Below are 25,775 nucleotides of genomic sequence, written 5' to 3'. Positions count from 1 at the left end.
GGGTCCGGGCGTGCCCGGGTCCTCCCCCCGTGTCCCGGGCCGTGCGGCGCACGGCCCCAGCAGCGAATCCGACCAGGAGGCAGAGTGACCACTCATCACCTCGCACACGCGGTCCCCTCCCGGCGCCGCCGCGGGCGCGGCCGGATGACCGCGTTCTCGGCCCTGGGGGTGGCAGCGGCCCTGCTGCTGGCCGCCTGCGGTGGCGCGGATGGCGGCGGCGGGGACCGCGGAGACGTCGACGCGGAGTTCAACGAGGGCGAGAGCTCGGTCGTCAACCCCTCCGACCGGACCGGCGGCACCCTGCGCTACGCCATCTCCTCCGACTTCGACTCCCCCGACCCCGGCAACACCTACTACGCGTTCAGCTGGAACTTCAGCCGCTACTACGCGCGCACCCTGCTCACCTACACCGGGGAGCCGGGGGAGGAGGGCACCGAGCTCCAACCCGACCTGGCCGAGGCCATGCCCGAGGCCAACGAGGACTTCACCGAGTGGACGGTACGCATCAAGCGGGGCCTCAGGTACGAGGACGGCTCGGAGATCACCGCGCGGGACATCGAGTACGCCGTCGCGCGCAGCAACTTCGGCGCACAGGCGCTGCCCAACGGTCCCAAGTACTTCCAGAACCTGCTGGCCGACAGCGAGGACTACGAGGGCCCCTACGCGAACGAGGACGACCCGCTGGCCGGGTTCGGCGGGATCGAGACCCCCGACGACCACACCCTGGTCTTCCACCTCAACAGGAGCTTCGCCGAGTTCCCCTACGTGCTCATCCAGCCGCAGACCGCGCCGGTCCCGCCCGAGGCCGACCGCGGCGAGCGGTACCAGAGCCACGTCGTCTCCTCGGGGCCCTACAAGTTCGACGGAGACTACCGGCCCGGCGTGTCCCTGAACCTGGTGCGCAACGACCAGTGGGACCCCTCCACCGACCCCACCCGCGAGGCGCTGCCGGACCGGATCGAGGTGGAGCTTGGGGTCGACCAGAACGAGATCGACCAGCGCCTGGTCAACGGGGGCCTGGACGTCGACCTGGCCGGGACCGGGGTGGGCCCGGCGATGAAGGGCACCCTGATCACCGACGAGAACGAGCGGAACAGCGTCGACAACCCGCAGAGCAGCACCCTGCGCTACGTCAACATCAACACCGTCCTGGAACCGCTGGACGACCTGGCCTGCCGCCAGGCGATCATGTACGCGGCCGACCGCGACGCCCTGCAACGGGCGTGGGGCGGTGACATCGGCGGCGACATCGCCACCCAGATCATGCCGGGCGCGCTGCCGGGCGCGGACCCGAGCATCAACCCCTACTCGTCGGAGGGCCACGAGGGCGACCTGGACACGGCCCGGCAGAAGCTGGAGGAGTGCGGTGAGCCCGACGGGTTCTCCACCTCGATCGGGGCCCGCTCCGACCGGCCCGCCGACGTGAGCACGGCCGAGGCCCTACAGCAGTCCCTGAAGCGGGTGGGGATCGATGTGCGGATCAAGCAGTACCCGTCGGACACCTACACCAACACCCAGGCCGGTTCACCGTCCTTCGTGCACGAGAACGACCTGGGACTGACCGTGTACGGGTGGGCGCCGGACTGGCCCAGCGGCTACGGGTTCATGAGCAAGATCCTGGACGGCGACGCCATCCGGGAGGCGGGCAACGCCAACATCTCCGAGTTGGACGACGAGAGGATCAACGCGTGGTTCGACGAGGTCGTCACGGTGGAGGACCCCGACGAGCGCGCCTCGATCTACACGCAGATCGACCAGCGGGCCATGGAACAGGCGGCGATCCTCCCGGTGGTGTTCGAGCGGACGGTGCTGTACCGGCCACCGAACCTGACCAACGCGTACTACCACGTGGGCTACTCGATGTACGACTACATGGCGCTGGGGGCCACCAGGGACTGAGGCGTGTGCGCGGACACGACCCGGACGCGCCGAGATCTAATGGTGATCATCTCACTACTGTGGGTTAGCTTGTTCTCGGGCGGCGCGGGGACCGTGCCCGGACCGCCCGGGCCCGTCGGTGCCGACGCGGCCGACCGTGTGCCCCACGACAGAAAGCACGCGCGTTGCTGACCTACATCCTGCGCCGCCTGGGCGCCGGGCTCCTGCTGCTGGCCGTGGTCACCATGGTCACCTTCGCCATCTTCTACGTGGTGCCCCGGTGGGCGGGGCGGACCACCGAGCAGTTGGCGACGATGTACGTGGGCCGTGCCCCCACGCCGGAGGCGATCCAGGCCACCATCGACCGGCTGGGGCTGGACCAGCCCGTCATCGTGCAGTTCGGGGAGTTCGTCCGGGGGATCTTCCTGGGAGCCGAGTACCGGTTCGGAAACGACACCATCGAGTGCGCGGCGCCGTGCTTTGGCTACTCCTTCCAGAACTACCAGGAGGTCTTCCCCGAGATCGTGGCCCGGCTGCCGGTGACGGCGTCGCTGGCCTTCGGCGCGGGGGTGATCTGGCTGGTGGGCGGAATCCTGGTCGGCGTGGTCTCGGCGGTGTGGAAGGGCAGCCTGTTCGACCGCCTGGCGATGGCGGTCGCCCTGGCGGGGGTGTCGCTGCCGATCTTCTTCACCGGACTGCTGGCCTTGGCCTTCCTCGTGCACGGCTGGGGGCTGTTCGGCATGCCGGGCTACGTCCCGCTGACCGAGGATCCGTTCCGGTGGGTGCAGGGGCTGCTCCTGCCGTGGCTGACCCTGGCGTTCCTGCACGCGGCCATGTACGCGCGCCAGACCCGTGCGGGCATGCTGGAGGTCCTGGGCGAGGACTACATCCGCACTGCCCGGGCCAAGGGGCTGGACGAGCGCAGGGTGGTGCTCAAGCACGCGCTGCGCCCCACGCTGACGCCGATCGTGACGATCTTCGGCCTGGACCTGGGACTGGTGCTGGGCGGCGCGGTGCTGACCGAGCAGGTGTTCTCGCTGAACGGGATCGGCCGGTACGCGGTGAGCGCGGTCACGCAGAGCGATCTGCCGGTGATCCTGGGCGTGACGCTGTTCGGGGCGTTCTTCATCGTCGTCTGCAACCTGGCCGTGGACCTGACGTATCCGCTGATCGACCCGCGTGTGCGCCTCCACGGGTAGCGGCCGGTCGGCCGTGGCCGAGGGAGTTCTATGAGTGAGTCCGTGCCGTCGGCCGCCTCGCCCGTCGTCCGGGTGCAGGACCTGCGGGTGACGTTCCCGACCATGGACGGTGACGTCCGGGCGGTGAACGGTTTGTCCTTCGAGGTGCCCGCCGGAGGCGCCCTCGGCATCGTGGGGGAGTCGGGCTCGGGCAAGAGCGTGACCTCGTTGGCGCTGATGGGCCTGCACCGGGGCAGCCGGGCGCGGATCAGCGGGGCGATCGAGGTCGTGGGCCAGGACGTGGTCAGGGCCTCGGACAGGAAGCTGCGGCGGATGCGCGGCAACGACATCGCGATGGTCTTCCAGGACCCCATGCAGTCGCTGCACCCGCAGTTCACCGTGGGCAACCAGTTGGTGGAGGCGTTGCGCGTGCACCGGCCCGAGGTGTCGCGCTCTGAGGCCCGAACCAGGGCGGTGGAGTCGTTGGACCGGGTGGGTATTCCTGATCCGGCGAAGCGGATCAATTCCTATCCGCATGAGTTCTCCGGTGGTATGCGCCAGCGTGTGGTCATCGCGATGGGGTTGATGTGTGATCCCAAGGTGTTGTTGGCCGATGAGCCGACGACGGCGTTGGATGTGACGGTGCAGGCGCAGGTGCTGGATCTGTTGGATGAGTTGCGTACGGATCTGGGGATGGGGCTGATCCTGGTCTCGCACGATCTGGCGGTGGTCGCGGGGTCGGTGGACGAGGTCGTGGTCATGCGCCATGGTGTGGCGGTGGAGCGGGGGGACGTGCGCAAGGTGCTGTCCGAGCCCGAGCACTCCTACACCCAGGCCCTGTTGGCGGCGGTGCCGCGCGTGGAGGTCTCCCGCGCCCAGCGGCGGGCACGCGATCGTGCGGAGCGCGGACGGCGGGCCCGGCGGGAGCAGCGTCGCGGAGCGGCGGGGGCGACCGCGGCGGGCGAGGCCGGAAGGAAGGGACCGAAGGAGGCCTTCGCGCCCTTCACCCCGGAGCCGAAGAAGGAGCGGGGCGAACCCCTGCTGCGGGTGGAGAACGTCTCCCAGCGGTTCAGGGTGCGTGGTGGTACGTGGGGCAGGTCCACGGACTTCTGGGCGGTGAGGGACGTGTCCTTCGACCTGTACCGCGGTGAGACGCTGGGCGTGGTGGGGGAGTCGGGCTCGGGTAAGAGCACGCTGTCGCGGATGGTGATGCGGTTGTTGGAGCCCACCCGGGGCCGGGTGGAGTTCGAGGGCCGCGACATCACGCACATGTCCGACCGGGCGTTGCGTCCGCTGCGCCGGGACGTGCAGATGGTCTTCCAGAACCCGTACTCGTCGTTGAACCCGCGGTTGACGGTGGGGGACGCGATCGGGACGGCGCTGCGGGTGCAGGGGGAGAAGGACGGGAAGAAGATCCGCCGTCAGGTGCAGGAGCTGTTGGAGCGGGTGGGGTTGGAGCCCGACCACTACAACCGGTTCCCGCACGCGTTCTCGGGTGGTCAGCGTCAGCGGATCGCGATCGCGCGGGCGTTGATCCTGAAGCCGAAGCTGATCATCTGTGATGAGCCGGTGTCGGCGTTGGACGTGTCCACGCAGGATCAGGTGTTGCGGTTGTTGTCGGAGTTGCAGGACGACTTCGGGTTGACCTACATCTTCGTGGCGCATGATCTGGCGGTGGTGCGTCAGGTGAGCGACCGGGTCGCGGTGATGCGTGCGGGCGAGGTCGTGGAGATGGGTGACAGCGACTCGGTGTACGAGAGCCCGGGCAGTGAGTACACGCGTCAGCTGCTCAACGCCGCCCCCGTCCTGGACCCCGACCACGCGCGTGAACTACGAGCCGACCGGGTGCGCCGGCGCACCCGGGCGACCTAGCCGGGACGCGGCGGCCTAGTACTCCAGTGCGGTTTCGTGATCTACCCAGCGGATTTGTCGGCGGATCGTCGTCGGTAGTGGCTGCGGCGGGCTGTTGCCTGGTGGCGTGTGCGCCAGTGGGACCAGTGCAGCAGTCTGCCCGCGGTCACGGCCGGTGCCGTGAGGACGGCGGCGAGCAGGTGGCGGATCTCGGGGACGGTCAACGTGATCGGGTCGCTGCCGCAGGTGGGGTGGAGTGGATCGACGGGCCGTTGTGGTGCCGGGTCGGCGGCGAGGGCGGTCAGGAACGCCAGCGCGAGCATGGCGAGCGTGATGTGCCGGTGCCATGAGGTCCAGTGCCTCACCTGGTAGTGGTCGAGTCCGACCTGGCCCTTGGCGGCCTGGAAGCACTCCTCGACGCTCCAGCGGATCCCGGCGACGCGGACCAGTTCGGCCAGAGGCACTTCGGCGGGTGACCAGCACAGGTAGAAGGCGAGTTCACCGGTGGTGCGGTTACGTCGGACGAGCAGGTGGCGGTGGCAGTCGGTGCCGATGTGGATCCAGGCCCAGTCGTAGTACCGCGGGCCTTTCGCACCGTTTCCGGTGCTGTGCCGCTGCCAGGCGGCGGCGGGCAGGCGGCCGGCGACGGTGTCCGCGCGGACGGCAGTGCGGCCTGAGTTGATCCGCACCCTGGTCGAGCAGGCGACCGCGAGAACGTAGCCGGTCCCGCGTGCCTCGAGGGCGGCGCGGAGCTGGGGGTCCTGGCCGTAGGCTTCATCGCCGGTCACCCAGGACGCGGTGATCCCGGTGTCCAGCGCGGCGGCGATCATCTCCCCGGCCAGGCGGGGCTTGGTCGTGAACTGGATGTCCTCGGGGATCCCGGCCGCGTGACGGCGTTCGGGATCGGTGCACCAGGACTGTTCGGGCAGGTAGAGGCGGCGGTCGATCAGGGCCCGTCCCCGGCTGGTGGCGTAGGCGAGGAAGACGCCGACCTGAGAGTTTTCGATGCGTCCCGCGGTGCCGGTGTACTGCCGTTGCACACCGGCCGAGGCCCGGCCCTTCTTCAGGAAGCCGGTCTCGTCGACGACGAGAACGGCGCCGTCGGCGCCGAGGTGTTCGGCGGTGTACGCGCGCAGGTCGTCGCGGACCGCATCGGCGTCCCAGCGGGCGTAGCGCAGCAGGCGCTGCATCGGCCCGGGGCGGCTGTGGCCGACCTGTTCGGCCAGCTGCCAGCAGTTCTTGCGCTCGACGTTCGACAGTAGCCCGAGCAGGTAGGCACGGGCCGCGGCCCGCGGCTCAACTCGCCCGAAGCGGCCCGTGATCCGGGCCATGACCTGGTCGAACATCGTCCGCCAGCGAGCAGGGTCTACGCTATGGCCCGCGGCCACCGCACGATCTTCAGGAGTCCACACAACCCCCGATGATCACGCGGCGGCCGCACCCGTTCCCAGCCGGGTCCGCGACAAGATCGCGAAACCAGACTGGAGTACTAATCCGGGACGCACTTGTGGCACAACTTCTGGGACGGTCCTGACCTGGGCGGTGTCGATCGACGTCGACACCGTCGGACGGCGTCCCAGTTCCAAGGAAGTGGGACGGCCTGGCCGGCCGCCTACATAGCCGCCTGTTTTTCGGCGGAAGCTACGGCGACTCCCGGTGGGCGAAGCTACCGCCGTCCGAACGAGACCGTTGTCCGCTGAGGGTCCGCGCCCAGGGCTCGTCGACGTCGGCCAGGCCGAGGGTCAGCGTGACATTTTCAAGCATACCGGCGCCGAACCAGTGCCGGACCGCAGCGTCGTCGTGGTTCAGGAGCTCACTGACGAGTTCGACCTGCCTGGCATAGCACGTGCGCAACGCCTCAGCCACGAGCGGCTCATCGGCTGCGCAACTGGCCTGCATGAGGAACCGCATGACGTCCCGGTCCTCGATCAGGGTGCTGTAGGCGGACCGGATCGCACGCATCACCGCCTCCGGCTGCCGGTGCGGCCCGGCCTCATCGGCGCCGGCTTCGGCGCCGGTCAGAGCATCCGAGATCAGCTCGGACACGTGGAGGATGGCACCGGCGAACAACGCCTCCTTGCTGGCGAACAGGCGGTAGACGTAGGGCTGAGAGATCTCGGCCCGTTCGGCGATCTCACCAGTGGTCGTGCCGTAGTAACCCTTGCGCGCAAAGCAGGCCACGGCAGCGTCCAGCACGACTCGACGGCGTTGATCGCTCTTCACTCTGGAGCCAGGGGCGGGCATGTCTCCCAGTCTCTCACTGCGGAGTGGGACAGGGTGCGACGGGGCAAGACGGGTGGGTGACCCGTCTCACTCCGTCGAACCGGGATCAACGCTCCGAGGGCCACGACACGTCTTGGCCGCTGGCCGCCTCGTCGGGGGTCATGGCCTCGATGACCACGAGAGGATTCCAGTAGTCGACGAACTGCTCGACCAGGCCCGCTTCGTCGAGGCGGATCACCGTGATGACTGTCTGCTCGTACGGCTTGCCGGTGCTGAGGGCGATTCCCTCCGAGCGGTATTCGGCGACCGCGGTCCGGGGGTTGGCCGTCTCGATGAACTTCACGTCGACGAACTTCACGTCGAAGGTCTGCGGGAAGCCGCGCATGTGGGCGATCAGCGCCTCGCGTCCCTGCACCAGGGTAGGCACACCGGCGGGGGCGAAGGGGAACTCGACCGTGCCGTCCGCGGCGTACAGCTCGATCCACTCGTCGATCTGGCCGGACGACACCAGCCGAAGGTGCTCTGCCAGGGCGTGCTGTGCGGGGGTGAGCTCGCGGGTCGGGTTGACGCTCATGAATACTCCTCTGTTAGTGGTTGAACAATAACAAACGTAGCGGGGAGACCTCCGAGGAGCAAGGGTGAGGGCCGTCACGGCCCAGCCAGGACAGACGTCGGTAGTCCGACTCTGGTTTGGGAGGTGCAGCGCAGGAGCGGCACCGTTTGGATGACGGCTGTGTCCCGGGAAGTCACCACGTCCGCGCACGCGCACGACCTCGGGCGTACTGCTCTCGCGGCCCATCCCATGGGCGTCGATCACGACTCGGACCTAGTACTCCAGTGCGGTTTCGTGATCTATCCAGCAGGATCGTCGTCGGTAGTGGCTGCGGCGGGCTGTTGCCTGGTGGCGTGTGCGCCAGTGGGACCAGTGCAGCAGTCTGCCCGCGGTCACGGCCGGTGCCGTAAGGACGGCGGCGGGCAGGCGGCCGGCGACGGTGTCCGCGCGGACGGCAGTGCGGCCTGAGTTGATCCGCACCCTGGTCGAGCAGGCGACCGCGAGAACGTAGCCGGTGCCGCGTGCCTCCAGGGCGGCACGCAGTCGCGGGTCCTGGCCGTAGGCTTCGTCACCGGTCACCCACGGTGCCGGCACCCCGGTGTCCAGCGCGGCGGCGATCATCTCCCCGGCCAGGCGGGGCTTGGTCGCGAACCGGACTTCGTCGGGTATCCCGGCCACCCGGCGGCGTTCGGGATCGGAGCACCAGGACTGTTCGGGCAGGTAGAGGCGGCGGTCGATCAGGGCCCGTCCCCGGCTGGTGGCGTAGGCGAGGAAGACGCCGACCTGGGAGTTCTCAATGCGCCCGGCGGTGCCGGTGTACTGGCGCTGGACGCCCGCCGAGGCGCGGCCCTTCTTCACGAAGCCGGTCTCGTCCACGATCAGCACCGCGCCCTCGGTGCCGAGGTGTTCGACGGCGTAGGCCCGGATATCGTCACGGACGGCGTCGGCGTCCCAGCGGGCGTAGTGCAGCAGCCGCTGCATCGGGCCCGGCTGGGCCAAGCCGGCCTGTTCGGCCAGCTGCCAGCAGTTCTTCCGCTCGGTACGCGACAGCAGCCCGAGCAGATAGGCACGGGCCGTCCTCCGCGGTTCAACCCGGCTGAACCGGCCTGCGATCCGGTCCATGGCCTGCTCGAACATCGCCCGCCATCGGGCGCCGTCTATGCTGTGACCTGCGGCCACCGCACGATCGTCATGAGTCCACACAACCCTTGATGATCACGCGGTGGCCGTACCCGTTCCCAGCCGGGTCCGTGACAAGATCGCGAAGTCACACTGGAGTACTAGCCGTCGCGGCGGCGTTCCCACTCGTTCCCGGAACCCCGGGTGTCCCCGTGCCCGCCGGTCGCCGGACCGCGGGAGGGATCGCCCACCCCGCCCTCGATCGTGTGCGCCTGGATGAGGGTGCCCGACACGTTCCCCGTCACCGTGTTGACCGTTCCACCGTTCGTCGGGGCGGCCGTGGAAGCGGTCCCGGCGCTGCCCGTGCCGGAGGGTCGGCGCGCCGTCCACACGGCCGTCACCAGCGCTCCGACCCCCGCGGCCAGCGATCCGACCCCCGAGAGCTGGGAGAGCTGGTTCAGGTCCACGAGGAACCGGAACAGGACCCAGGCACCCCCGAGCACGACGGTCACCGACACCAGAAGCCACACCCATAGCCAACGCATGCGGACATTGTGCCCTGCCCGCCGCGGCGCGGGTAGGAGGTTCGCCGGATCAGCGGGCGCTCAGGCACGGTCAGCCGCAGTCGGCCCTGGTCCGTGGACCGGACGAGCTCCCCGTACGCTCCCGGTGGCCGGGTGCGGCCATCGGTGCGCGGCATGGCGAAAAGAGACGTAGGCGACCACGGGCTTGGCTACCGTGGCTTATCTGTACGGACTCCCTCGCGTCGGGGAGCACCCCTTGGTTCCACAGTGTGAGGCAGGTACCCCCATGACCGACACGGCACTGCTGGAGAGGGCCAGCACCCTCCTGGTCACCGCCATGACCGTTGGCGACGACCACTCCTGGGCCCGGGTACGGCGGGCGTGCGCCGCCCTGTCCTCCCGGGCCCACAAGGTGGTGGACGCCGAACTGGAACTGACCCGGGGCGAACTGCTCCATCGGCCGGAACTGGCCGAGGAGGCCGTCGGCGAGTGGAGGACCAAACTGCGCCGGCTGGTGGAGGCCGATCCCCGCGCCGCCGAGGGCCTGCGCGAGCTGGTCCGGGCACTGGCCGACCGGCAGGGCGGCCGGGTCGCCGAGGGCGGAGTGTCCAACACCATCGTCGGCGACGTGACCGGGACCGCGGTACAGGCCCACACCATCCACGGCGGTGTCGGCAACACCGGCTATCAGGGGGACCACGTCGACCAGCGCGGCGCCCAGGCGCGGCGGGACGTGATCGGCACGCAGAACAACCACCACACGCGCCGCCCGTACAAGGGGCAGTGAGTGTGAGCCGCAACAACAAACCCCGCAAGAACAAGAGGAAGGCCCAGCGCAGGACCACCCACCGCGGTCGCGACCACGTCGACCAGCGCGGCGCCCAGGCGCGGCGGGACGTGATCGGCGTGGTGAACAACTACGTCACCGTCCACGAGGGCGCGGCCCGTTCCCAGGCCGGCCTGCCCGGACCCCAGGCCGGATTCACGGGTCGGGAGACGGACCTGGAACGACTGCTGGAGAGCCTCGATCCAGCCATGCCCGGCGGGGCGGCCGTGGTGGTCTCGACCGGGATGGGCGGGATCGGCAAGACCCAGCTCGCCCTGACCGCCGGGCACCGGGCGCTGGAGCGGGAGTGGTTCTCCGGAGCGCTGTTCATCGACATGCACGGGTACACCACCCCGGTCACCGCCCACCGCGCCCTGCAGTCCCTTCTGCGGGAACTGGGTGTGGAAACCGACCGGATCCCCGAGGAGGCCGACGCCAGGGCCGCTCTGTACCGGGCCACCGTGCAGGCCGCGTCCACGGAGGAGGGCGGACCGCTGCTGGTGGTGGCCGACAACGTTTCCACCCCCGGCCAGGTCCTACCTCTGGACCCGGGGCCGGGCGGACACCGACTGCTGGTCACCTCACGCGAACGCATGGGAGAGCTGCCCGCGCGCCACCTGTCCCTCGGTGTGCTGTCCCAGGAGGAGTCGGTACGGCTCCTGACCGCGGACCTGCACGTGAGCGATCCGGACGACGACCGTGTCCGTGGTCTTGAGGCCTTGACACGGGTGGCCGACTCCTGCGGTGGAGTGCCGCTGGCGCTGCGCATCGCGGCCGGACAGCTCAAGAACGCCCCCGACATGGACGTGGGCGAACTCGCCGACACCCTGGCCCACACCGCGGACCGGCTCGCTCCCTTCTCCGATCAGCTCGGGGGACTGGAGGCGGTCTTCGCCGCCTCCTTCGCGCGGCTCCCCGCCGAGCAGGCGGAGATGCTCACCCTGTTGGGTCTGGCTCCGGGCCCCGACATCTCCACTTCGGCGGCCGCCGTCCTGGCCGGGGTGGAGCCCGGCCAGGCGCTGCCCCGGCTGCGGGGGCTGACCGCCTCCCACTTCGTGGCGGTGTCCGACAAGCGCTGGGCCATGCATGACCTGGTCGCCGCCTACGCCGCCACCCTGTCCGGTCCCAGACCCGCCGCCCGCTTTCCCCGCGCCCAACGGCGCCTACTCGACCACTACACCGACCAGGTCATCGCCGCCACAGAGCATCTGCGGGCCCTGCCGACCGATCGGGTGCCCGAGGCGTTCACCGGTCGCGCCGAGGCGTTGGCGTGGTTGGACGCCGAACGGACGGTGCTGATCGACACCGTCCATCTGGCCCACCGCGTCGGCCACGACCGCGCCACCGTCTCTCTGCCCATCAACCTGGGCACCTACCTGGACCAGCGCCGTCTGTTCCACGACCAGATCGCCATCACCCGCCTGGCCCTCCAGGCAGCCCAGCGCATCGGCGACCACCGTGGCGAGGCCATGGCGTGGAACAACCTCGGCAGTACCTTGTTCGGGATGCGCCGGTTCGAGGAGTCCGTCGACGCCCACACCCGTGCACGCGACCTGTTCCAGCGGTTCGGCGACCACCGTGGCGAGGCCATGGCCTGGAACAACCTCGGCAGTACCTTGTTCGGGATGCGCCGGTTCGAGGAGTCCGTCGACGCCCACACCCGTGCACGCGACCTGTTCCAGCGGTTCGGCGACCACCGTGGCGAGGCCACGGCGTGGAACAACCTCGGCGGTGTTCTCAGCGTGATGCGTCGGTTCGAGGAGGCGGCTGCCGCCCGGACCCGAGCCCGTGACCTGTTCCGGCGGTTCGGCGACCACCACAACGCGGAGAAGGCGTACGCCGGTGTCGGGATCGCCTTGGGAGGTCTCCGCCGTTGGGATGAGGCGGCGGCGATCCTGGAGCGGGTGGTCACGTTCTTCTCCGAGCAAGGGGACCAGCACTCCGAGGGCATGGGCCGCTACGAACTCGGGCTGGTCCGGTGCCGGTCCGGTCACCCCGACCTGGCCATCCCCCTGTTGGAGAAAGCCGTCGAACTCCTCAGGGCCACCGACGACCCCCACCGGCACGACAGAGCGCGTGACGCCCTGAACGAGGCCCGCGCCGCGGACTGACCGTCAACGACTGCGCGAATCCTCCCCGCCCCGGCCGGGGATGACCACCGTCGGGGCCGAGCCCGTCCCCGGCCCAGCGCGGTCTCCATCTGGACCGGCTCACGTGGATGTCGATGGAGGCGGTGGCACGTCCGCGCCGGTGTGGGCAAGGCCGCCGTCTACCGCCGGTGGGCCTCCAAGCAGGCCCTCGTGCAGGAGGTCGTGGCCCGGTTCGCCTGGCGTGCCGTCCCGGTCCCCGACAGCGGGAACCTGCGCGAGGACGTCGCCGAGTTCCTGGCCGACGCGCTCGCGGTCCAGCTGGACCTGTGCGCCGTCCGCATCATCACCGAGCCGCCCGCCTGCCGGCGCTGATCCCACGGTCCGTCCTCGGGGGCCGCACGGGGGCAGGGCCCACCGCTCCCGTGGCGTCCCCACGGGAGAGGCGGTCACGGGACCGGAGGAGCGGTGGGAGCGCGCGCACGCCCCCACCGCGCCCCGCCGGGATCAGAACATTTCCCTGCGGCCCGCCAGGGAGTCGAGCCACTGGTGCAGGTAGCCCGTCCAGTCGCGTCCGGCGCCGTCGTGGTGGTTCACGGCGAAGCGGTGGAAGGTGTCACGGCTCTCGGAGAAGAGCAGGCCCGGCTTCTTGTCCAGCTCCAGCACCACGTCCATGCCGTGCTCGTCGGTGACCAGGGACAGCTCCAGCTCGTTGAGGCCCTGGTAGCGGCTGGGCGAGTAGAACTCGATCTCCTGGTAGAACGGCAGCCGCTGCCTGGTGTGGGCGATGCGGCCCCGCTCCAGGTCGGCCTGCTTGAAGGTGAACCCGAGGGAGAGCAGCGAGTCCAGGATCGCGGCCTGTGCCGGGAGCGGTTCGATGCCCACCGGGTCCAGGTCGCCCGGGTCGATCGCGCTCGCCACGTGCAGGCGGGTGTTGACGCCGATGTTCATGCGGTGCAGGTGGCGGCCGCGGTGGGCGGTGACGGGAGTCTCCCAGGGCACGAAGAGCTCGAAGGGCACCTGGAAGCGCTGCCCGGGGACCAGGGTCGCCCCCTCACCCAGGCGTACGCGGTGGAACTCCATGTCACCGGTGGTCTCCTGGTCGCCGGCCTCGGACTCGACCCGGGCCTGGAGGCCGACGGTGAGCTGCTCGATCCGCTGCTCGACGTCGCCGCCCTCGATGACGACGGTGCCGTGCACGGAGCCGCCGGGGGTGGTCACCGCCGAGTCCAGGGAGGTTTCCACCGAGGCTCCGCCGAATCCGATGCCGGCGAGCAGACGCTTGATGACCATAGATACTTCCTCTTCCCGGTGGGTGCGTGGCCGGGATCTCGGGGATGGCAGGAGCACCCGGATTCTGGGGGCGCGGCCGGACCCGTGGGGTCCTACGGCCGCGTCGGGGTGGGAGCCCGGGCACGCGGTGCCCGGGCGGTCGTCCTACTCGCCGGCGGCGGCGTGGACCCACTCGTGGAGCTTGGCCGCGATCTCCTCGGGGTCGGTGGCCCCGTGCTCGATGCTCAGGCGCAGGAGGGCGTCCCCGCCCTCGCCGAAGAGGACGCCGGGCTTCTTGTCCAGTTCCAGCACCGCGTCCACACCGTCGTCGTCGGTGAGGAAGGTCAGCTCCAGCGACTCCAGGCCCTCGTACCGCCCTGCGGCGGAGTACTCGAACTCCTGGTAGAAGGGCAGGTTCTGACGGGTGCCGGGAACCTCGCCCTTCTCCAGGTCGACGCTCCTCAGCTCGAAGCCCAGCGCGTGCAGCGACTCCAGGACCGCGGCCTGGGCCGGCAGGGGCTCGATGAGCAGGGGGTCCACGTCCTGGCGGTCCAGGGCGTTGTCCACGTGCAGGCGGGTGTTGAGGCCCACGCCCTCCAGGACGTGTGCGCCTCCGACGGCGGTGACGGGCGCTTCCATGGGGACGGTCAGCTCGAAGGGGAGCTCGAACTCCTGTCCGGGCTCCAGCTCCGTCTCCTCCTCGGTGACGGCCTGCTCGGCGATGATCACGTCGATGGTGTACTCGCCCGAGTGGGTCTCGCCCTCGGAGTCCTCGTACTCGTACTCCTTCTCCACGTTGGCGCGGAGGCCGACGCTGATGCCCTCCAGTGTCTGGGCGACCCGGCCACCGGTGACCTTGAGGATGCCGGTGACGGTACCGCCCGGCTGGACGGTGTCGTCGTCCAGGACGGTCTCCACGGTGGCACCGCCGATGCCGACGCTGGCGAGCATGCGCTTGAAGATCACGGAGTCTCTTTTCCTACCTGGGTCCCGCCGCCCGAGCACCGGGAGGAGTGCGGGCGCGGGGCCGTCCGGGGGTTCGTGGGGGAGTTCGGTGCTGTTTCGGTAGGACGCGGCGCCGACGGTGCCGGTTCCTCCTCCGCGGAGTTTTTCGCGCCCTCTCCGGTGCCGGCCGCCTCCGCCTCAGCCGCTGTTCGGGGACAGGCCGCGCAGCAGGGCGCGCAGCCCGAAGTCGAAACGCGCCCCGGCCTCGGCGGCGTCGGGGGCGCCCTCCTCGTCCTGGTGGCGGACCTGGTGCACGACCGCGCCGACGCAGTAGGAGTGCACCGCGTCGGCGGCCCGCTCCACGTCGTCGCCGGACAGGCCCGCCTCGGCCAGGGCGCGGTGCATCAGGGCGCGGGTGGCGTCGGTGCTGGGGGTGTGCGGGGCGCGGTGCACCAGCAGGGACAGCGCGCCGGAGAACTCCAGCAGGCGGGCGCGGTAGGCGTGGGCCCACTCGGTCAGGCGCACGTCCCAGGGCCGGGTGTCCTCGGCCTCCTCGTTTTCCTCGGTCTCGCGCGTCCGGCCGTCGGCGTCCTCACCCGGCTCCTCACCCTCCTCGCCGGATTCGGTGGGAACGGTGCCGCTGGGCGCGGGGGAGGCCACGTAGGCGGCGATGGCGTTGAACAACTGGTCCTTGCCCAGGGGAAAGTGGTGGTAGATGGCCATGGCCTCCACCTCCAGGGCGTCGCCCAGGCGGCGCATGGACAGCCCGCCCAGCCCGCGTCCGGAGATGATGTGCAGGGCTTCGAGGATGATGCGCTCGCGGCTGAGGCCGGCGTAGTTCCTGCTCACTGTGGTCCTTTCGAGGGAGTACGCCGTAAAGGTGGCAGATCCCGGAGATGGCGGCCACCACCGACGCACGGCCCGGGTCGCCAGATGACATTCGTCACCTCTAGAGTGACTCCGGATAACGATTCGCTTGTACGGAGCGCACACATGGGACTTGCCAAACAGAGCACGACACAGGCGCGTCAGAAATGGGAGGCCGACCGGGAACTGGCCGAGAGGCTGCCCGAACTCCTGCGGACGGTGGCCGAGACTCAGGAGGCCCTGGACCAGGCGCGTGAGTGGAACGCGCCGGTGGAGGAGCTCCACGAGCGCGGGTTGGCCCTGGACGAGGCGCTGACCGAGGCGATGCGGGCCGCCTACGCCCGGGAACGGGTGCTGGTGGGGCCCAAGGGGTACGTGGACCGGATCTACAGGCGCAAGCGGCTGGCCCGCCCGGAGGTGCGTGAGGTCACGCACGTGGCCGAGCGGCTGCTCACCGCCCGGGAGACCCACCGCCTGCACGGAATCCAGCGGGTGCCGCCCCGGGCCGCGTGAGCCTGTCGGCCACGGTGCGTAGTCGCGGTGCGGTCCGCGCGCGGTAGGTTGGTGTTCGGCCCGTCCCGGGGCCGGACACCGCAGCAGGTGAGTGGGGAGCGCAGTAGCAGATGGCGGATTTCATCCGCATCGATCCGACGTCGAAGGTACCGCCCTACGAGCAGATCAGGTCGATCGTGGCGATCGCGGCCGCCAACGGCGAACTGCCGGTGGGCTATCGGCTGCCGACGGTGCGCGCGTTGGCGGGTCAGCTTTCGGTGGCGGTGAACACGGTGGCGCGCGCCTACCGGGAGCTGGAGCAGGCCGGGGTGGTCGAGACGCGCGGCCGCTCGGGCACCTTCGTGGCCGCGAGCGGCGACGACCAGCGCGCCGAGGCCCTGGCCGCCGCGCGTGCCTACGCCGAGGTGATCTCGCGGGTGGGCCTGGACCACGAAGAGGCCGTGGAGATCCTGCGCGCGGCGCTCAGGAGCTGAACCGCGCACCCGTCCCGCGGTGGCCGCTACCGGCCGACCCCCTCCCCGTCGAGCCGCTTCCGCCGCGGCTAGTGTCGAAGTGGCGCCGCCACCCCGGGCGGCGCGCGCACCGAGGGAGGCGCCGATGGGCAAGGGAACCGGTGGACGAGCGGGAGGAAGCCCGTCGGGCGGCGCGTCCGCGCGCGGCAGGGGCGGTGCGGGCGGCAGCGCGGGGAAGGGCGCTCCGGGCAGCGGCGCGAGGAAGGACGCCCCGGGCCGTGGTGCGGGCAGCGGCAGAGGGAAGGACATTCCGGGCCGCGGTGCGGGGAAGGGCACCCCGGGGCACGGTGCGGGCGGCGATTCCGGAAGGCTCGTTCCGGGCCGTGGCGCGGAGTGGGGTCCGGGCGGGCGCCGGAGGCGTCCCGAGGTCAGGGCGGAGCTGAGCGGCAACCGGCGGCGCGACGACTGGTACCACGACGGCGACGACGACGATCCTATGGTCGCCTACGCGGGCGACCGCCGCGTGCGCTCCTACGCGGAGGACAACAGCGGCCTCTACCGGCCGCGCCCCGGCGCGGTCATCGCGCGGGTGGCCGTCGTCCTGGTCCTGCTGGGGCTGGTCGCCGCGCTGGTGTTCCTGGTCCTGGGCTGAGCGGCCGACCGGTCCGGTCGGCCCCGCCGGCCGGGGTCAGCGGCGCAGGCCGACGACCGAGACGAGGTAGAACAGGATCAGTCCGAGCCACACCAGCGGCAGGGCGGCGGGGTTGCCCAGGGCGGCGGTGATGGCGGAGACGGGGATGCTGACGCCCAGGCACACCAGGGAGAGCACGAAGCGCACCGTGTTGGAGGGCGTTCCGGTCCTGACCGGCGCGGCCCTGTCCTGCGCACTCATGTGGTGGCGGACGCGCTCGGCGATGGTGTCGTCGATCCGCTCGACCAGGGAGGCGGCCACCGCGTCGTCGTACTCGGGGCCGAGTTCGCGACCGGCGCGCAGCGCGGCGGCGACCTCGTCCCTCGGCTCGGGGGGAGTGTGCGTCATGTCCCCATCGTCGCACCGCCGTGTCGCCCGTGGAGCACCGCGAGCACGAACTCAGGGACGAACCCGGGTTCTCCCCGAGGCGGCCGCGGCGCCACCGCCGCCGGACACGGCTCGGGGCCGCCCCCGTGCGGGAGCGGCCCCGGTGTCCGGTCCGGCCGTGCCTGGCGCGCTGCGGCCTCTGCCGCGGGCTCCTAGCTCGCGAAGTCCAGCAGCTGCTGGGCGCGGCTGGGGTGGCGCAGCTTGGACAGCGACTGCTTCTCCAACTGACGGATGCGCTCACGGGTCAGGCCCAGGTGCTTGCCGATCTCGTCCAGGGTGCGCGGACGCCCGTCCATCAGGCCGAAGCGCAGGGACATGATGGTGGCCTCGCGCGGCTCCAGGTCCGAGAGCGCGTTGCGCAGCTGGTCGGCCATGATCTGGCGGTCCACCACCTCGGAGGCCTCCGAGGCGTCCACGTCCTCGATGAGGTCGCCGATGCGGGTCTCGCCGTCCTCGCCGATGGTGGAGTCCAGGCTGATGGGCTGGCGGGTGACCCGCAGCAGCTCCTCGATCTGGGCCGGGGTCTTGTCCAGCTCCAGGCCCAGCTCCTCCGGGGTGGGCTCGCGGCCCAGCGCCTGGTGCATGTCGCGCTCCAGGCGGCTCACCTTGCTCAGGAGCTCCAGGACGTGCACGGGCAGGCGGATGGTGCGCGCAGAGTCGGCGAAACCGCGCTGTATGGCCTGGCGGATCCACCACATGGCGTAGGTGGAGAACTTGAAGCCCTTGGTGTAGTCGAACTTCTCCACGGCGCGGATCAGGCCGAGGTTGCCCTCCTGGACCACGTCGAGCAGCGACATCCCCCGGTCGCTGTACTTCTTGGCCACCGACACCACCAGGCGCAGGTTGGCCTCCAGCATGTGGGACTTGGCCTTGCGGCCGTCCTCGACCACCCACTCCAGCTCGTCGACCTCGGCCTCGGCCAGAGGGAAGGACTCGTCGACCTCGCCGTGCATGCCGAGCCGGTACTCGGCGTAGAGCCCGGCCTCCACGCGCTTGGCCAGGTCGACCTCCTGCTCGGCGGTGAGCAGTTGGCGTCGGCCGATGGCCTTGAGGTAGGTGTGGACCGAGTCGCCCATGGCGGGGGACTGGTCGTCGAGGTCGGCCTCACCGGTTTCAGGATCGGTGGTGGCCTGGGTGTTCTCGGTCTTGGCGCGCCGCGTGGAGCGGGCCTTCCTCCGGGCGGAGGGGCCCTTACGCGTCGCGGCCTTGCCGGATGCGGCCTTGGTCGCCTCGTCGGTGTCGGGCACCGTGGCGATGAGAGTGTCTTCCAGCACGTCGTCCTCGGCGTCAGGATCGGCCACCGGTGTGGAGTCGTCGCCCCCGTTGGCGAGACGAACCCCGTTCTCGGTGAGTTCACGCAGGATGGATCGGCCGTCGCCAGCGGAGACTCCGGCCTCGGAGAAAGCGGTACGCAGCTCGGAGAGGGACAGGTGTCCCTGCGCGCGTCCGCGGGTGAGCAGATCGGTCAGGGTCGCGTCCGCGGTCGCGCCGTCGCTTCGAGCGGTGTCAGCGGGGACTCCGGCTGTGGGTGCCGAAGCGGCTGGGGCAGTGCTCGTCATCTGGGCACCTCCCTCCCTTCCAAGGCGTCGTGTGGCACGCGGCGGACGGTTCCTGCCGACTGGACGCGCCAATATGTCCAACGTGTCGGGGAGTCAAATGTTCCCTGTCTCGATTGGATATCGGCAGAAGTGGCATGGATCACTGTCCCGGAAGTGGCAAAACGCGCCGGAGAGCGGGTAAAGGAACGTGCTCGGAGGCGGTCCGCGTGGAGGGCTGGACCCGGTGGAGGGGAGGGCGCAGGGGCACGAGCGAGTGGACCGATGGCTGTCGCCAACTGCGGACCTCCTTGGGAGAGGGGCCGAGACCAGGTACTCAGGTAGACGCAGGGGAGCTTTGGGAAGTTCCCTCCCTTTTGTCGGACACAGCCGTCGCCGACCGCGCCGGGACCGTGCGTGCGGGGTCGGCCGGCCCTGCGCGTCGCACCGGTCGTCCGTGGGCGCCGCGGGGGTGGGTGCGGCACCCGACGCGCCCCAGGGTCCCATGTGTTCGGAGTGCACTGGTACACGGACCTCGGCCGAAGGGCGCTGGTGAGCGTGCCGAGGAGGGCCGGAGAGGCCGCCGCCCGGCAGGGACGGGTCCGCCGCAGGTCCGGGAACGGGGCCGCGCCGGAGTGGGCGCGGGCCGCCGCCGGGTCAGGTGCGGGGACCGCGCAGCGCCACCAGGTCGGGCTTGCCCGAGGCCAGCATCGGCAGGGCCCGGAGCACCTCCAGCTCACGCGGAGCGGCGTAGGAGGGCAGACACTCACGCACCCACGAGCGCAGCTGGTCCAGGGACGGCGGCGCGTCCGGGTCGGCGGGCACCACGACCGCGCTCACCCTCTCGCCCCACTCGGGGTCGGGACGGCCCACCACCACCGACTCGGCCACCGCCGGGTGCTCCAGCAGCAGGGCGTTGACCTGGCCGGGCACCACCTTGTGGCCGCCGGTGTTGACCACCTCGTCCACGCGGCCGAGCACGCGCAGGCGCCCGTCCCCGTCCAGGCGCCCCAGGTCGTTGGTGCGCAGCCACCGGGTCCCCTCCTCCGTGGTCAGCGCCTCCGGATCGCCCTGGGCGCCGGGGGCGAGACGGTAGCCGCTCAGCAGCATCGGCCCCGACAGCAGGATCCGCCCGGGCTCGCCGGGAACCTCGGAGTCCACACGCACCCGCACACCCCGCAGCGGGACGCCGTCGTAGACGCAGCCCCCGCAGGTCTCGCTCATGCCGTAGGTGGTCAGCACCCGCCCTCCGGCCGCGCGGGCGGCCTCCAGCAGGGCGGGTTCGGCGGCGGCGCCGCCGAGCAGGACGGTCCCGAACGCCGACAGGTCCACCCCCGCCTCCAGCAGCCTCCGCAGTTGGGTGGGCACCAGGGACACGTGCGGGCGCAGCTTCCGGGCCAGCTCCGCCACCCCCTCCACGGAGAAGGGCGCGTGCACCGCCCGGGTGCCCATGGCCAGGGCCCGTGTCATCACCTGGATGCCGGAGACGTGGCCGGCGGGCAGCACGCACAGCCACGCGTCGCCGGGGGAGGCGCCGATGCGCTCCACCGACGCCAGGGCGGCCGAGCGCAGGGCGGACGAGGACAGCTCCACGCCCTTGGGGGCGCCGGTGGAGCCGGAGGTGGTGACGACCAGGGCGGTGTCCGCGCCCGCGGGGGCGGCTCCGTCGAGCTCGGTGACCCCCTCGGGGGTGAGCAGACGGGCCGGGCGCATCGCGGTGAGCAGTTCGCGCACACGTGCGTCGGGGGTCCCGTCGGGGATCGGCAGCAGGGCCGGCCCCCGCCCCTCCAGAGCGCGGGCCAGCAGGTCACCCAGGTCCTCGGGGGCCAGTCCGCGCACCGCCTGGAGAGGGCGTCCCCCGTGGGAGGGGGCGGGTGTCGTCGGAGCGCCGGCCTGTTTCTCGCGTGCCACGACCGCCAGGGTACGCCTGTGGGAGGGGTCCGGGTCCTCCCGGTTCCTCCTGGCCCGGGGGTGTGCTCGCGCGTGGCGGCCCGCCTGGCACAATGCGTAGGGTTGGCGCTTGGACGCGGCCGCGTTCCTGGTGCGTCCGCGCCGTCCCCAGTGTCCCCGTGAGGAGAAGCAGCAGCCGTGAACAGCGTGATCGAGTGGCAGCGGTCGGGCGAGTACTCCGACATCATCTACGAGACCGCGGAGGGTATCGCCAAGATCACGATCAACCGCCCGGAGCGGCACAACGCGTTCCGTCCCCAGACGCTGTTCGAGTTGCAGGAGGCCTTCAACCTCGCCCGTGACGACTCCGAGGTCGGCGTGATCGTCCTCACCGGCGCGGGCGACCAGGCGTTCTGCTCGGGCGGCGACCAGAAGATCCGCGGCGAGGACGGCTACATGGGCGACGACGCCGTGGCCCGCCAGGGCATCGGCCGCCTCAACGTGCTCGACCTGCAGGTGCAGATCCGCCGCACGCCCAAGCCCGTCGTCGCCATGGTCGCGGGCTGGTGCGTCGGCGGCGGCCACGTGCTGCACGTCTGCTGCGACCTGACCATCGCCGCCGACAACGCCAAGTTCGGCCAGACCGGCCCCAAGGTCGGCTCCTTCGACGGCGGTTACGGCTCCTGGCTGCTCGCCCAGACCGTGGGCCTGAAGAAGGCCCGCGAGATCTGGTACCTGTGCCGCCAGTACAGCGCCCAGGAGGCGCTGGACATGGGCCTGGTCAACACCGTCGTGCCGCTGGAGGACCTGGAGAGGGAGACCGTGTCCTGGGCGCGCGAGATGCTGGACAAGTCGCCGCTGGCGCTGCGCATGGTCAAGGGCGCCATCAACGCCGTCAGCGACGGCGCCGCCGGGATGCAGCAGTTCGCCGGCGACGCCACGATGCTCTACTACATGAGCGAGGAGGCCCAGGAGGGCCGCGACGCGTTCAAGGAGAAGCGTCGCCCGGAGTTCGACAAGTTCCCGCGCCGCCCGTGACACGGGTGGAGCCCGACCCGGCGGGGGCACCCGCCGGGGGGCGCGCCTTCGCCATCGGTCTGCGCAACCGCTTCCGCGGCATCACCGTCCGCGAGGGCATGCTCGTGCGCGGCCCCGCCGGGTGGGGTGAGTTCTCGCCCTTCGCCGAGTACGGGCCGCGCGAGTGCGCCCGCTGGTGGGCGGCCTGCCAGGAGGCCGCCCGGTACGGCTGGCCGGCCCCGGTCCGCGACCGCGTGCCGGTCAACGTGACCGTGCCCGCGGTGGACCCCGGGCGCGCCCACGCGATCGTCACCGCGGGCGGCTGCACCACCGCCAAGGTCAAGGTGGCCGAGCGAGGGCAGGCGGAGGCCGAGGACCTGGCCCGCGTCGAGGCGGTCCGCGACGCCCTGGGCCCCTCGGGCCGGGTGCGGGTGGACGCCAACGGCGCCTGGGACCCCGACACCGCCGTGCGGATGGTGCGGGCGCTGGACCGGTTCGACCTGGAGTACGTCGAGCAGCCCTGCGCCACCCTGGACGGGCTCGCCGCGGTGCGCCGCCGGGTGTCGGTGCCGGTGGCCGCCGACGAGTCGATCCGCAGGGCCGAGGACCCGCTGCGTGTGCGCGCCGCCGACGCCGCCGACATCGTGGTCCTGAAGGTCCAGCCGTTGGGCGGGGTGCGCGCCGCGCTGCGCGTGGCCGAGGCGTGCGGCCTGCCGGTGGTGGTCTCCAGCGCCGTGGAGACCTCGGTGGGCCTGGCGGCGGGGGTGGCCCTGGCCGCCGCCCTGCCGGAGCTGCCCCACGCCTGCGGCCTGGCCACCATGCAGATGCTGACCGCCGACGTCACCGCCGACCCGCTGCTGCCCGAGGACGGCTTCCTGCCCGTGCGGCCGGTGGAGGTGGAGGAGGAGAGCCTGCGCGCGGTGGAGGTCGACCCCGCCGCGTGGCGGGCCCGCGCCGAGGCGGCCCGCACCGCCGCCGACGAGGCCTCCGGCGCCGGATAGCACCGGACGGCCTCCGCGCCGCTCCGCCGAGGTGCGCCGGGCGCGTCCGGGTAGGGGCGTGGACGCGGCGCACATGTGTGACGGGCAACAGTCATGTTCGTTCCCACCGGGCTCCGGGTGGGGGTTGACTGTAGGGAGCGGGTCCACATGGTGATACTTGGTACACATTGAGACGATCGAGAGTGTTGATGAATCCGTCCACCGCCCTGGCGCGGGTCCTGGTCGACGAACTGACCCGCTGCGGCCTGGCCGAGGCCGTCGTGGCGCCGGGGTCGCGTTCGACACCCCTGGCCCTGGCCCTGGTCGCCCATCCCGGCGTCAGGGTGCACGTGCGCATCGACGAGCGCTCGGCGTCCTTCCTCGCCCTGGGCCTGGCACGGGCTTCCCGGCGCCCGGTCGCGGTGGTGTGCACCTCCGGCACGGCGGCCGCCAACTTCCACCCGGCGGTGATGGAGGCCGACGAGAGCGGGGTGCCGCTGCTGGTGCTGACCGCCGACCGGCCCCCGGAGCTGCGCGGTACCGGCGCAAACCAGACGGTGGACCAGATCGGCCTGTACGGCGGCGCGGTACGCATGTTCGCCGAGGTGGGCACCCCCGACCCCCTGCCCGGCATGGTCGCCTACTGGCGGTCGCTGGTCTGCCGTGCGTGGGGCTCGGCGGTGGGCGGGCGCCCGGGACCGGTCCACCTCAACGTGGCCTTCCGCGACCCGCTGACCCCCGATGACGGGGCCGGGGCGCACCCCTGGCCCGAACCGCTGGAGGGACGCGAGGGCGACAGGCCGTGGATCAGCCGTCCGGGGCCGGTGGTCGAACCCGCCGCGTTCACACTGCCCGCCGTGGAGCGGGGCGTGATCGTGTGCGGTGACGGCGACTACGACCCGGTGCCGTTCCTGGCGCTGGCCGAGATGACCGGGTGGCCGCTGCTGGCCGAGCCCACCTCCAACGCCCGCCGGGCGGGCGCGGTGTCCACCTACCGGCAGTTGCTGGCCTCACCGAGCCTGGTCTCGGGGCCGCCGCCGGAACTGGTGGTGAGCGTGGGGCGGCCCAACCTGTCCCGGCAGACGCTGGCGTTCCTGCGCCGGGCGGGGCGCCATGTGGTGGTCAGTTCGGGGACGGTGGGCGATCCGGCCGCGAGCCTGCCCAACTCCTTCTCCGACCCGGTGCGCACCGCCACCGACGTGGTGGCCGCCGTCGCGCCCCCGGCCGGTCTGGACCTCGGCTCGCCCCAGCGCACCGACTGGTCGCGGACCTGGGAGCGGGCCGAGTCGGCGGCGCGGTCGGCGCTGGACGCGGTGCTGGACGCCGAGGAGACGCTCAGCGAGCCCCGTCTGGCCCGTGACCTGGCCTCGCACGTGTCCGCCGGCTCGCTGCTCTTCGCCGGGTCCAGCATGCCCATCCGCGACCTGGACGCGACCATGCGCGCCCGCTGCGGGGTGCGGCTGGTCGGCAACCGGGGGGTGAGCGGCATCGACGGGACGGTCTCCACCGCGGTCGGCGCCGCGCTGGCCCACCAGAGCGGTGGCGGCGGGCACGCCTACGCGCTGCTGGGCGACCTCGCGGTGCTGCACGACCAGAACGGCTTGGTCATCGGTCCCGGGGAGGCGCGTCCGGACCTGGCGCTCGTGGTGGTCAACAACGACGGCGGCGGGATCTTCTCCGGCCTGGAGCAGGCCGGGCACCCCGACTTCGAGAGGGTGTTCGGCACCCCGCACGGGATATCCATGGAGCGGGTGGCGGCCGTGGCCGACCTGCCCTACACCCGTCTGGAGTGGGCCACCGACCTGCCCAAGGCCCTGCTGGGCGAGGGACTGCGGGTGATCGAGGTGTGCACGCGCCGCACCGACAGCGCCGCGCTGCGCCGGCGTCTGCAGGCCGCGGTGGACGTCGCCGTGGACGAGGCGCTGTAGGCCTTCCTCCTTCGGACACGCGTGACCGGTCCTGTTGACCCAACATGGGACAAAACGGTGGATTGCTGGCGTGCCGTCGGGGGAAGGGGCTGCCCAAGGGGCGGCTTCGGTCGCCGGCGCCGGCGATTCGTGTGTGGCGGGGTGGAGGAATGCACTATGTGCTGCACATGACGGAGCTGGCCCGCTGGCGGTCCGGCGACGAGGACCTGGAGGCGGAGAGCCTGCACACCGACGGGTTCGTGCACGCCTCTCCCAACGAGCAGGCCGTCCTGGCGGTCGCCAACAGCCTCTACCGCTCGGCCACCGAGCCCTACTGCGTACTGGTGGTGGACACCTCGCGCCTGGCCTGCGAGGTGCGGTGGGAGCCCCCCTCCCCGGCGCTGTCGGCGGAGTGGGGCGGCACCGGGGTGGACGAGCCGGTGCTCTTCCCGCGCATCTACGGACCCATTCCGCGTGAGGCCGTGGTCGGTGTGCGCTACCTGCGCCGCGAGCCGCCCGGCGTGTTCACCACGGTGGACCAGCGCGGCTTCACGGCCGAGGTCCTGGACCTGTTCCCGCACCCGGAGGGCGGCTGGTTCCGCTCCCTGTGGCGCAGCGGGGTGTGGGCGCGCCCGGAGGGCTTCGAGGGCGACCGTGAGACGGCCTCGGCCATCCAGTTCCTGCTCGGGCCGGGGGACCGGTGCCGGTGGCACCGGCTGCGCTCGGCGCAGATGTGGTCCTTCGACCGCGGAGGTCCGGCCGCCGTCTCGCTCGGCGGCTCGGGGCCCTCCCCGGTGGAGGAGGAGCGGCACACCCTGGGGCCGCACGTCGAGGCGGGGCAGAAGCTCCAGGTGGTGGTCCCGGCGGGGACCTGGCAGAGGGCCCGCCCGCTGACCGCCGAGGAGACCCTGTCCACCTGCGTCGCCTCGCCCGCCTTCGAGTTCGAGGACCTGGAGATCGCCGACGCGGGCGGCAGCCTGCGCTTCCCCCGGACGCTGTGAGACCGGACGGGCACCGCGAGGCCGGACGGCCACCGTGGGACCGGAGCGGTGTGCCTCTCCCCGCCGGGGCGCCCCGGCG

The 25,775-nt window shown here is 71.6% G+C and carries 24 protein-coding genes; 13 read left to right on the top strand and 11 right to left on the bottom strand.

The features are described 5' to 3' along the window. Positions 1–144: 144 nt before the first annotated feature. The 3 genes from NOSIN_RS10830 to NOSIN_RS10820 all read left to right on the top strand — a co-directional run bounded on the left by NOSIN_RS10830 (position 145) and on the right by NOSIN_RS10820 (position 4,928). On the top strand, positions 145–1,899 hold the full coding sequence (locus tag NOSIN_RS10830) for an ABC transporter substrate-binding protein (RefSeq protein WP_171986658.1): 1,755 nt from the start codon (positions 145–147) through the stop codon (positions 1,897–1,899). Positions 1,900–2,063: 164 nt separating this feature from the next. After that, positions 2,064–3,077 (top strand): ABC transporter permease, encoded by a 1,014-nt coding sequence (locus NOSIN_RS10825; protein WP_077690614.1) that lies wholly within the window; start codon positions 2,064–2,066, stop codon positions 3,075–3,077. A 30-nt stretch (positions 3,078–3,107) separates the two neighbouring features. Beyond that, positions 3,108–4,928: an ABC transporter ATP-binding protein gene (locus NOSIN_RS10820; protein WP_077690613.1), complete on the top strand. Its 1,821-nt coding sequence runs from the start codon at positions 3,108–3,110 to the stop codon at positions 4,926–4,928. A gap of 41 nt (positions 4,929–4,969) precedes the next feature. Here NOSIN_RS10820 and NOSIN_RS10815 read toward each other — a convergent pair whose 3' ends face one another. From NOSIN_RS10815 to NOSIN_RS10795, 5 genes are all read right to left on the bottom strand, one after another. Continuing rightward, positions 4,970–6,253: an IS701 family transposase gene (locus tag NOSIN_RS10815; protein ID WP_077690612.1), complete on the bottom strand. Its 1,284-nt coding sequence runs from the start codon at positions 6,251–6,253 to the stop codon at positions 4,970–4,972. Positions 6,254–6,548: 295 nt separating this feature from the next. Further along, entirely contained in the window at positions 6,549–7,103 is a 555-nt protein-coding gene (locus NOSIN_RS10810; RefSeq protein ID WP_019711140.1) for a TetR/AcrR family transcriptional regulator, read from the bottom strand. Between the two features lie 133 nt (positions 7,104–7,236). Then, on the bottom strand, positions 7,237–7,704 hold the full coding sequence (locus NOSIN_RS10805; RefSeq protein WP_017568687.1) for a nuclear transport factor 2 family protein: 468 nt from the start codon (positions 7,702–7,704) through the stop codon (positions 7,237–7,239). A 252-nt stretch (positions 7,705–7,956) separates the two neighbouring features. Continuing rightward, positions 7,957–8,805 carry an IS701 family transposase gene (locus tag NOSIN_RS10800; protein WP_227014902.1) on the bottom strand — a complete coding sequence of 283 codons (849 nt, stop codon included), beginning with the start codon at positions 8,803–8,805 and terminating at the stop codon, positions 7,957–7,959. A 158-nt stretch (positions 8,806–8,963) separates the two neighbouring features. Next, a complete protein-coding gene (locus NOSIN_RS10795; RefSeq protein ID WP_143832913.1) occupies positions 8,964–9,347 on the bottom strand; it encodes a hypothetical protein in 384 nt (127 codons plus the stop codon). Positions 9,348–9,612: 265 nt separating this feature from the next. Here NOSIN_RS10795 and NOSIN_RS10790 point away from each other — a divergent pair, with 265 nt between their 5' ends. From NOSIN_RS10790 to NOSIN_RS28180, 3 genes are read left to right on the top strand one after another with little or no spacing between them, the layout of a single operon-like run. Continuing rightward, the gene (locus NOSIN_RS10790; RefSeq protein ID WP_077690610.1) at positions 9,613–10,113 is read left to right on the top strand and encodes a hypothetical protein; all 501 of its coding nucleotides are present in this window, start codon (positions 9,613–9,615) and stop codon (positions 10,111–10,113) included. 2 nt (positions 10,114–10,115) lie between these two features. Beyond that, a complete protein-coding gene (locus tag NOSIN_RS10785) occupies positions 10,116–12,263 on the top strand; it encodes a tetratricopeptide repeat protein (protein ID WP_077690609.1) in 2,148 nt (715 codons plus the stop codon). Between the two features lie 18 nt (positions 12,264–12,281). Next, complete coding sequence (locus NOSIN_RS28180; RefSeq protein WP_077690608.1) at positions 12,282–12,614, top strand: TetR family transcriptional regulator; 333 nt, start codon at positions 12,282–12,284, stop codon at positions 12,612–12,614. A 132-nt stretch (positions 12,615–12,746) separates the two neighbouring features. On the opposite strand, the gene NOSIN_RS10775 is transcribed toward NOSIN_RS28180, so the two are convergent. The 3 genes from NOSIN_RS10775 to NOSIN_RS10765 all read right to left on the bottom strand — a co-directional run bounded on the left by NOSIN_RS10775 (position 12,747) and on the right by NOSIN_RS10765 (position 15,305). After that, entirely contained in the window at positions 12,747–13,532 is a 786-nt protein-coding gene (locus NOSIN_RS10775; protein WP_077690607.1) for a sporulation protein, read from the bottom strand. Between the two features lie 144 nt (positions 13,533–13,676). Further along, on the bottom strand, positions 13,677–14,477 hold the full coding sequence (locus tag NOSIN_RS10770; protein WP_077690606.1) for a sporulation protein: 801 nt from the start codon (positions 14,475–14,477) through the stop codon (positions 13,677–13,679). A 177-nt stretch (positions 14,478–14,654) separates the two neighbouring features. After that, complete coding sequence (locus NOSIN_RS10765; RefSeq protein ID WP_077690605.1) at positions 14,655–15,305, bottom strand: TetR/AcrR family transcriptional regulator; 651 nt, start codon at positions 15,303–15,305, stop codon at positions 14,655–14,657. Positions 15,306–15,449: 144 nt separating this feature from the next. Here NOSIN_RS10765 and NOSIN_RS10760 point away from each other — a divergent pair, with 144 nt between their 5' ends. The 3 genes from NOSIN_RS10760 to NOSIN_RS26745 all read left to right on the top strand — a co-directional run bounded on the left by NOSIN_RS10760 (position 15,450) and on the right by NOSIN_RS26745 (position 16,940). After that, the gene (locus tag NOSIN_RS10760) at positions 15,450–15,836 is read left to right on the top strand and encodes a hypothetical protein (protein WP_077690604.1); all 387 of its coding nucleotides are present in this window, start codon (positions 15,450–15,452) and stop codon (positions 15,834–15,836) included. Positions 15,837–15,946: 110 nt separating this feature from the next. Beyond that, entirely contained in the window at positions 15,947–16,309 is a 363-nt protein-coding gene (locus NOSIN_RS10755) for a GntR family transcriptional regulator (RefSeq protein WP_077690603.1), read from the top strand. Between the two features lie 124 nt (positions 16,310–16,433). Beyond that, positions 16,434–16,940 carry a hypothetical protein gene (locus tag NOSIN_RS26745; protein ID WP_143832912.1) on the top strand — a complete coding sequence of 169 codons (507 nt, stop codon included), beginning with the start codon at positions 16,434–16,436 and terminating at the stop codon, positions 16,938–16,940. A 36-nt stretch (positions 16,941–16,976) separates the two neighbouring features. Here NOSIN_RS26745 and NOSIN_RS10750 read toward each other — a convergent pair whose 3' ends face one another. The 3 genes from NOSIN_RS10750 to NOSIN_RS10740 all read right to left on the bottom strand — a co-directional run bounded on the left by NOSIN_RS10750 (position 16,977) and on the right by NOSIN_RS10740 (position 20,812). Next, positions 16,977–17,327: a hypothetical protein gene (locus NOSIN_RS10750; protein ID WP_077690602.1), complete on the bottom strand. Its 351-nt coding sequence runs from the start codon at positions 17,325–17,327 to the stop codon at positions 16,977–16,979. A gap of 191 nt (positions 17,328–17,518) precedes the next feature. Further along, a complete protein-coding gene (locus tag NOSIN_RS10745; RefSeq protein WP_077690601.1) occupies positions 17,519–18,925 on the bottom strand; it encodes a sigma-70 family RNA polymerase sigma factor in 1,407 nt (468 codons plus the stop codon). Positions 18,926–19,558: 633 nt separating this feature from the next. Then, entirely contained in the window at positions 19,559–20,812 is a 1,254-nt protein-coding gene (locus NOSIN_RS10740) for an AMP-binding protein (protein WP_077690600.1), read from the bottom strand. Positions 20,813–20,989: 177 nt separating this feature from the next. Between NOSIN_RS10740 and menB the strand changes: the two genes are divergently transcribed. From menB to NOSIN_RS10720, 4 genes are all read left to right on the top strand, one after another. After that, positions 20,990–21,829: a 1,4-dihydroxy-2-naphthoyl-CoA synthase gene (gene menB / locus NOSIN_RS10735; RefSeq protein ID WP_077690599.1), complete on the top strand. Its 840-nt coding sequence runs from the start codon at positions 20,990–20,992 to the stop codon at positions 21,827–21,829. Continuing rightward, positions 21,826–22,809, top strand: coding sequence for an o-succinylbenzoate synthase (locus NOSIN_RS10730; protein ID WP_077690598.1), 984 nt, complete (start codon positions 21,826–21,828; stop codon positions 22,807–22,809). Before menB ends, NOSIN_RS10730 begins: the two co-directional genes overlap by 4 nt. Positions 22,810–22,997: 188 nt before the next feature. Beyond that, positions 22,998–24,716 carry a 2-succinyl-5-enolpyruvyl-6-hydroxy-3-cyclohexene-1-carboxylic-acid synthase gene (menD, locus tag NOSIN_RS10725; protein ID WP_077690597.1) on the top strand — a complete coding sequence of 573 codons (1,719 nt, stop codon included), beginning with the start codon at positions 22,998–23,000 and terminating at the stop codon, positions 24,714–24,716. 149 nt (positions 24,717–24,865) lie between these two features. Next, positions 24,866–25,696, top strand: a complete 831-nt coding sequence (locus NOSIN_RS10720) for a cupin domain-containing protein (RefSeq protein WP_077690596.1) — start codon at positions 24,866–24,868, stop codon at positions 25,694–25,696. The last annotated feature ends 79 nt before the right edge of the window (positions 25,697–25,775 follow it).

Source organism: Nocardiopsis sinuspersici (assembly GCF_001998325.1).
Classification (GTDB): domain Bacteria; phylum Actinomycetota; class Actinomycetes; order Streptosporangiales; family Streptosporangiaceae; genus Nocardiopsis; species Nocardiopsis sinuspersici.
This window is presented reverse-complemented; position numbering and strand designations above follow the sequence as displayed.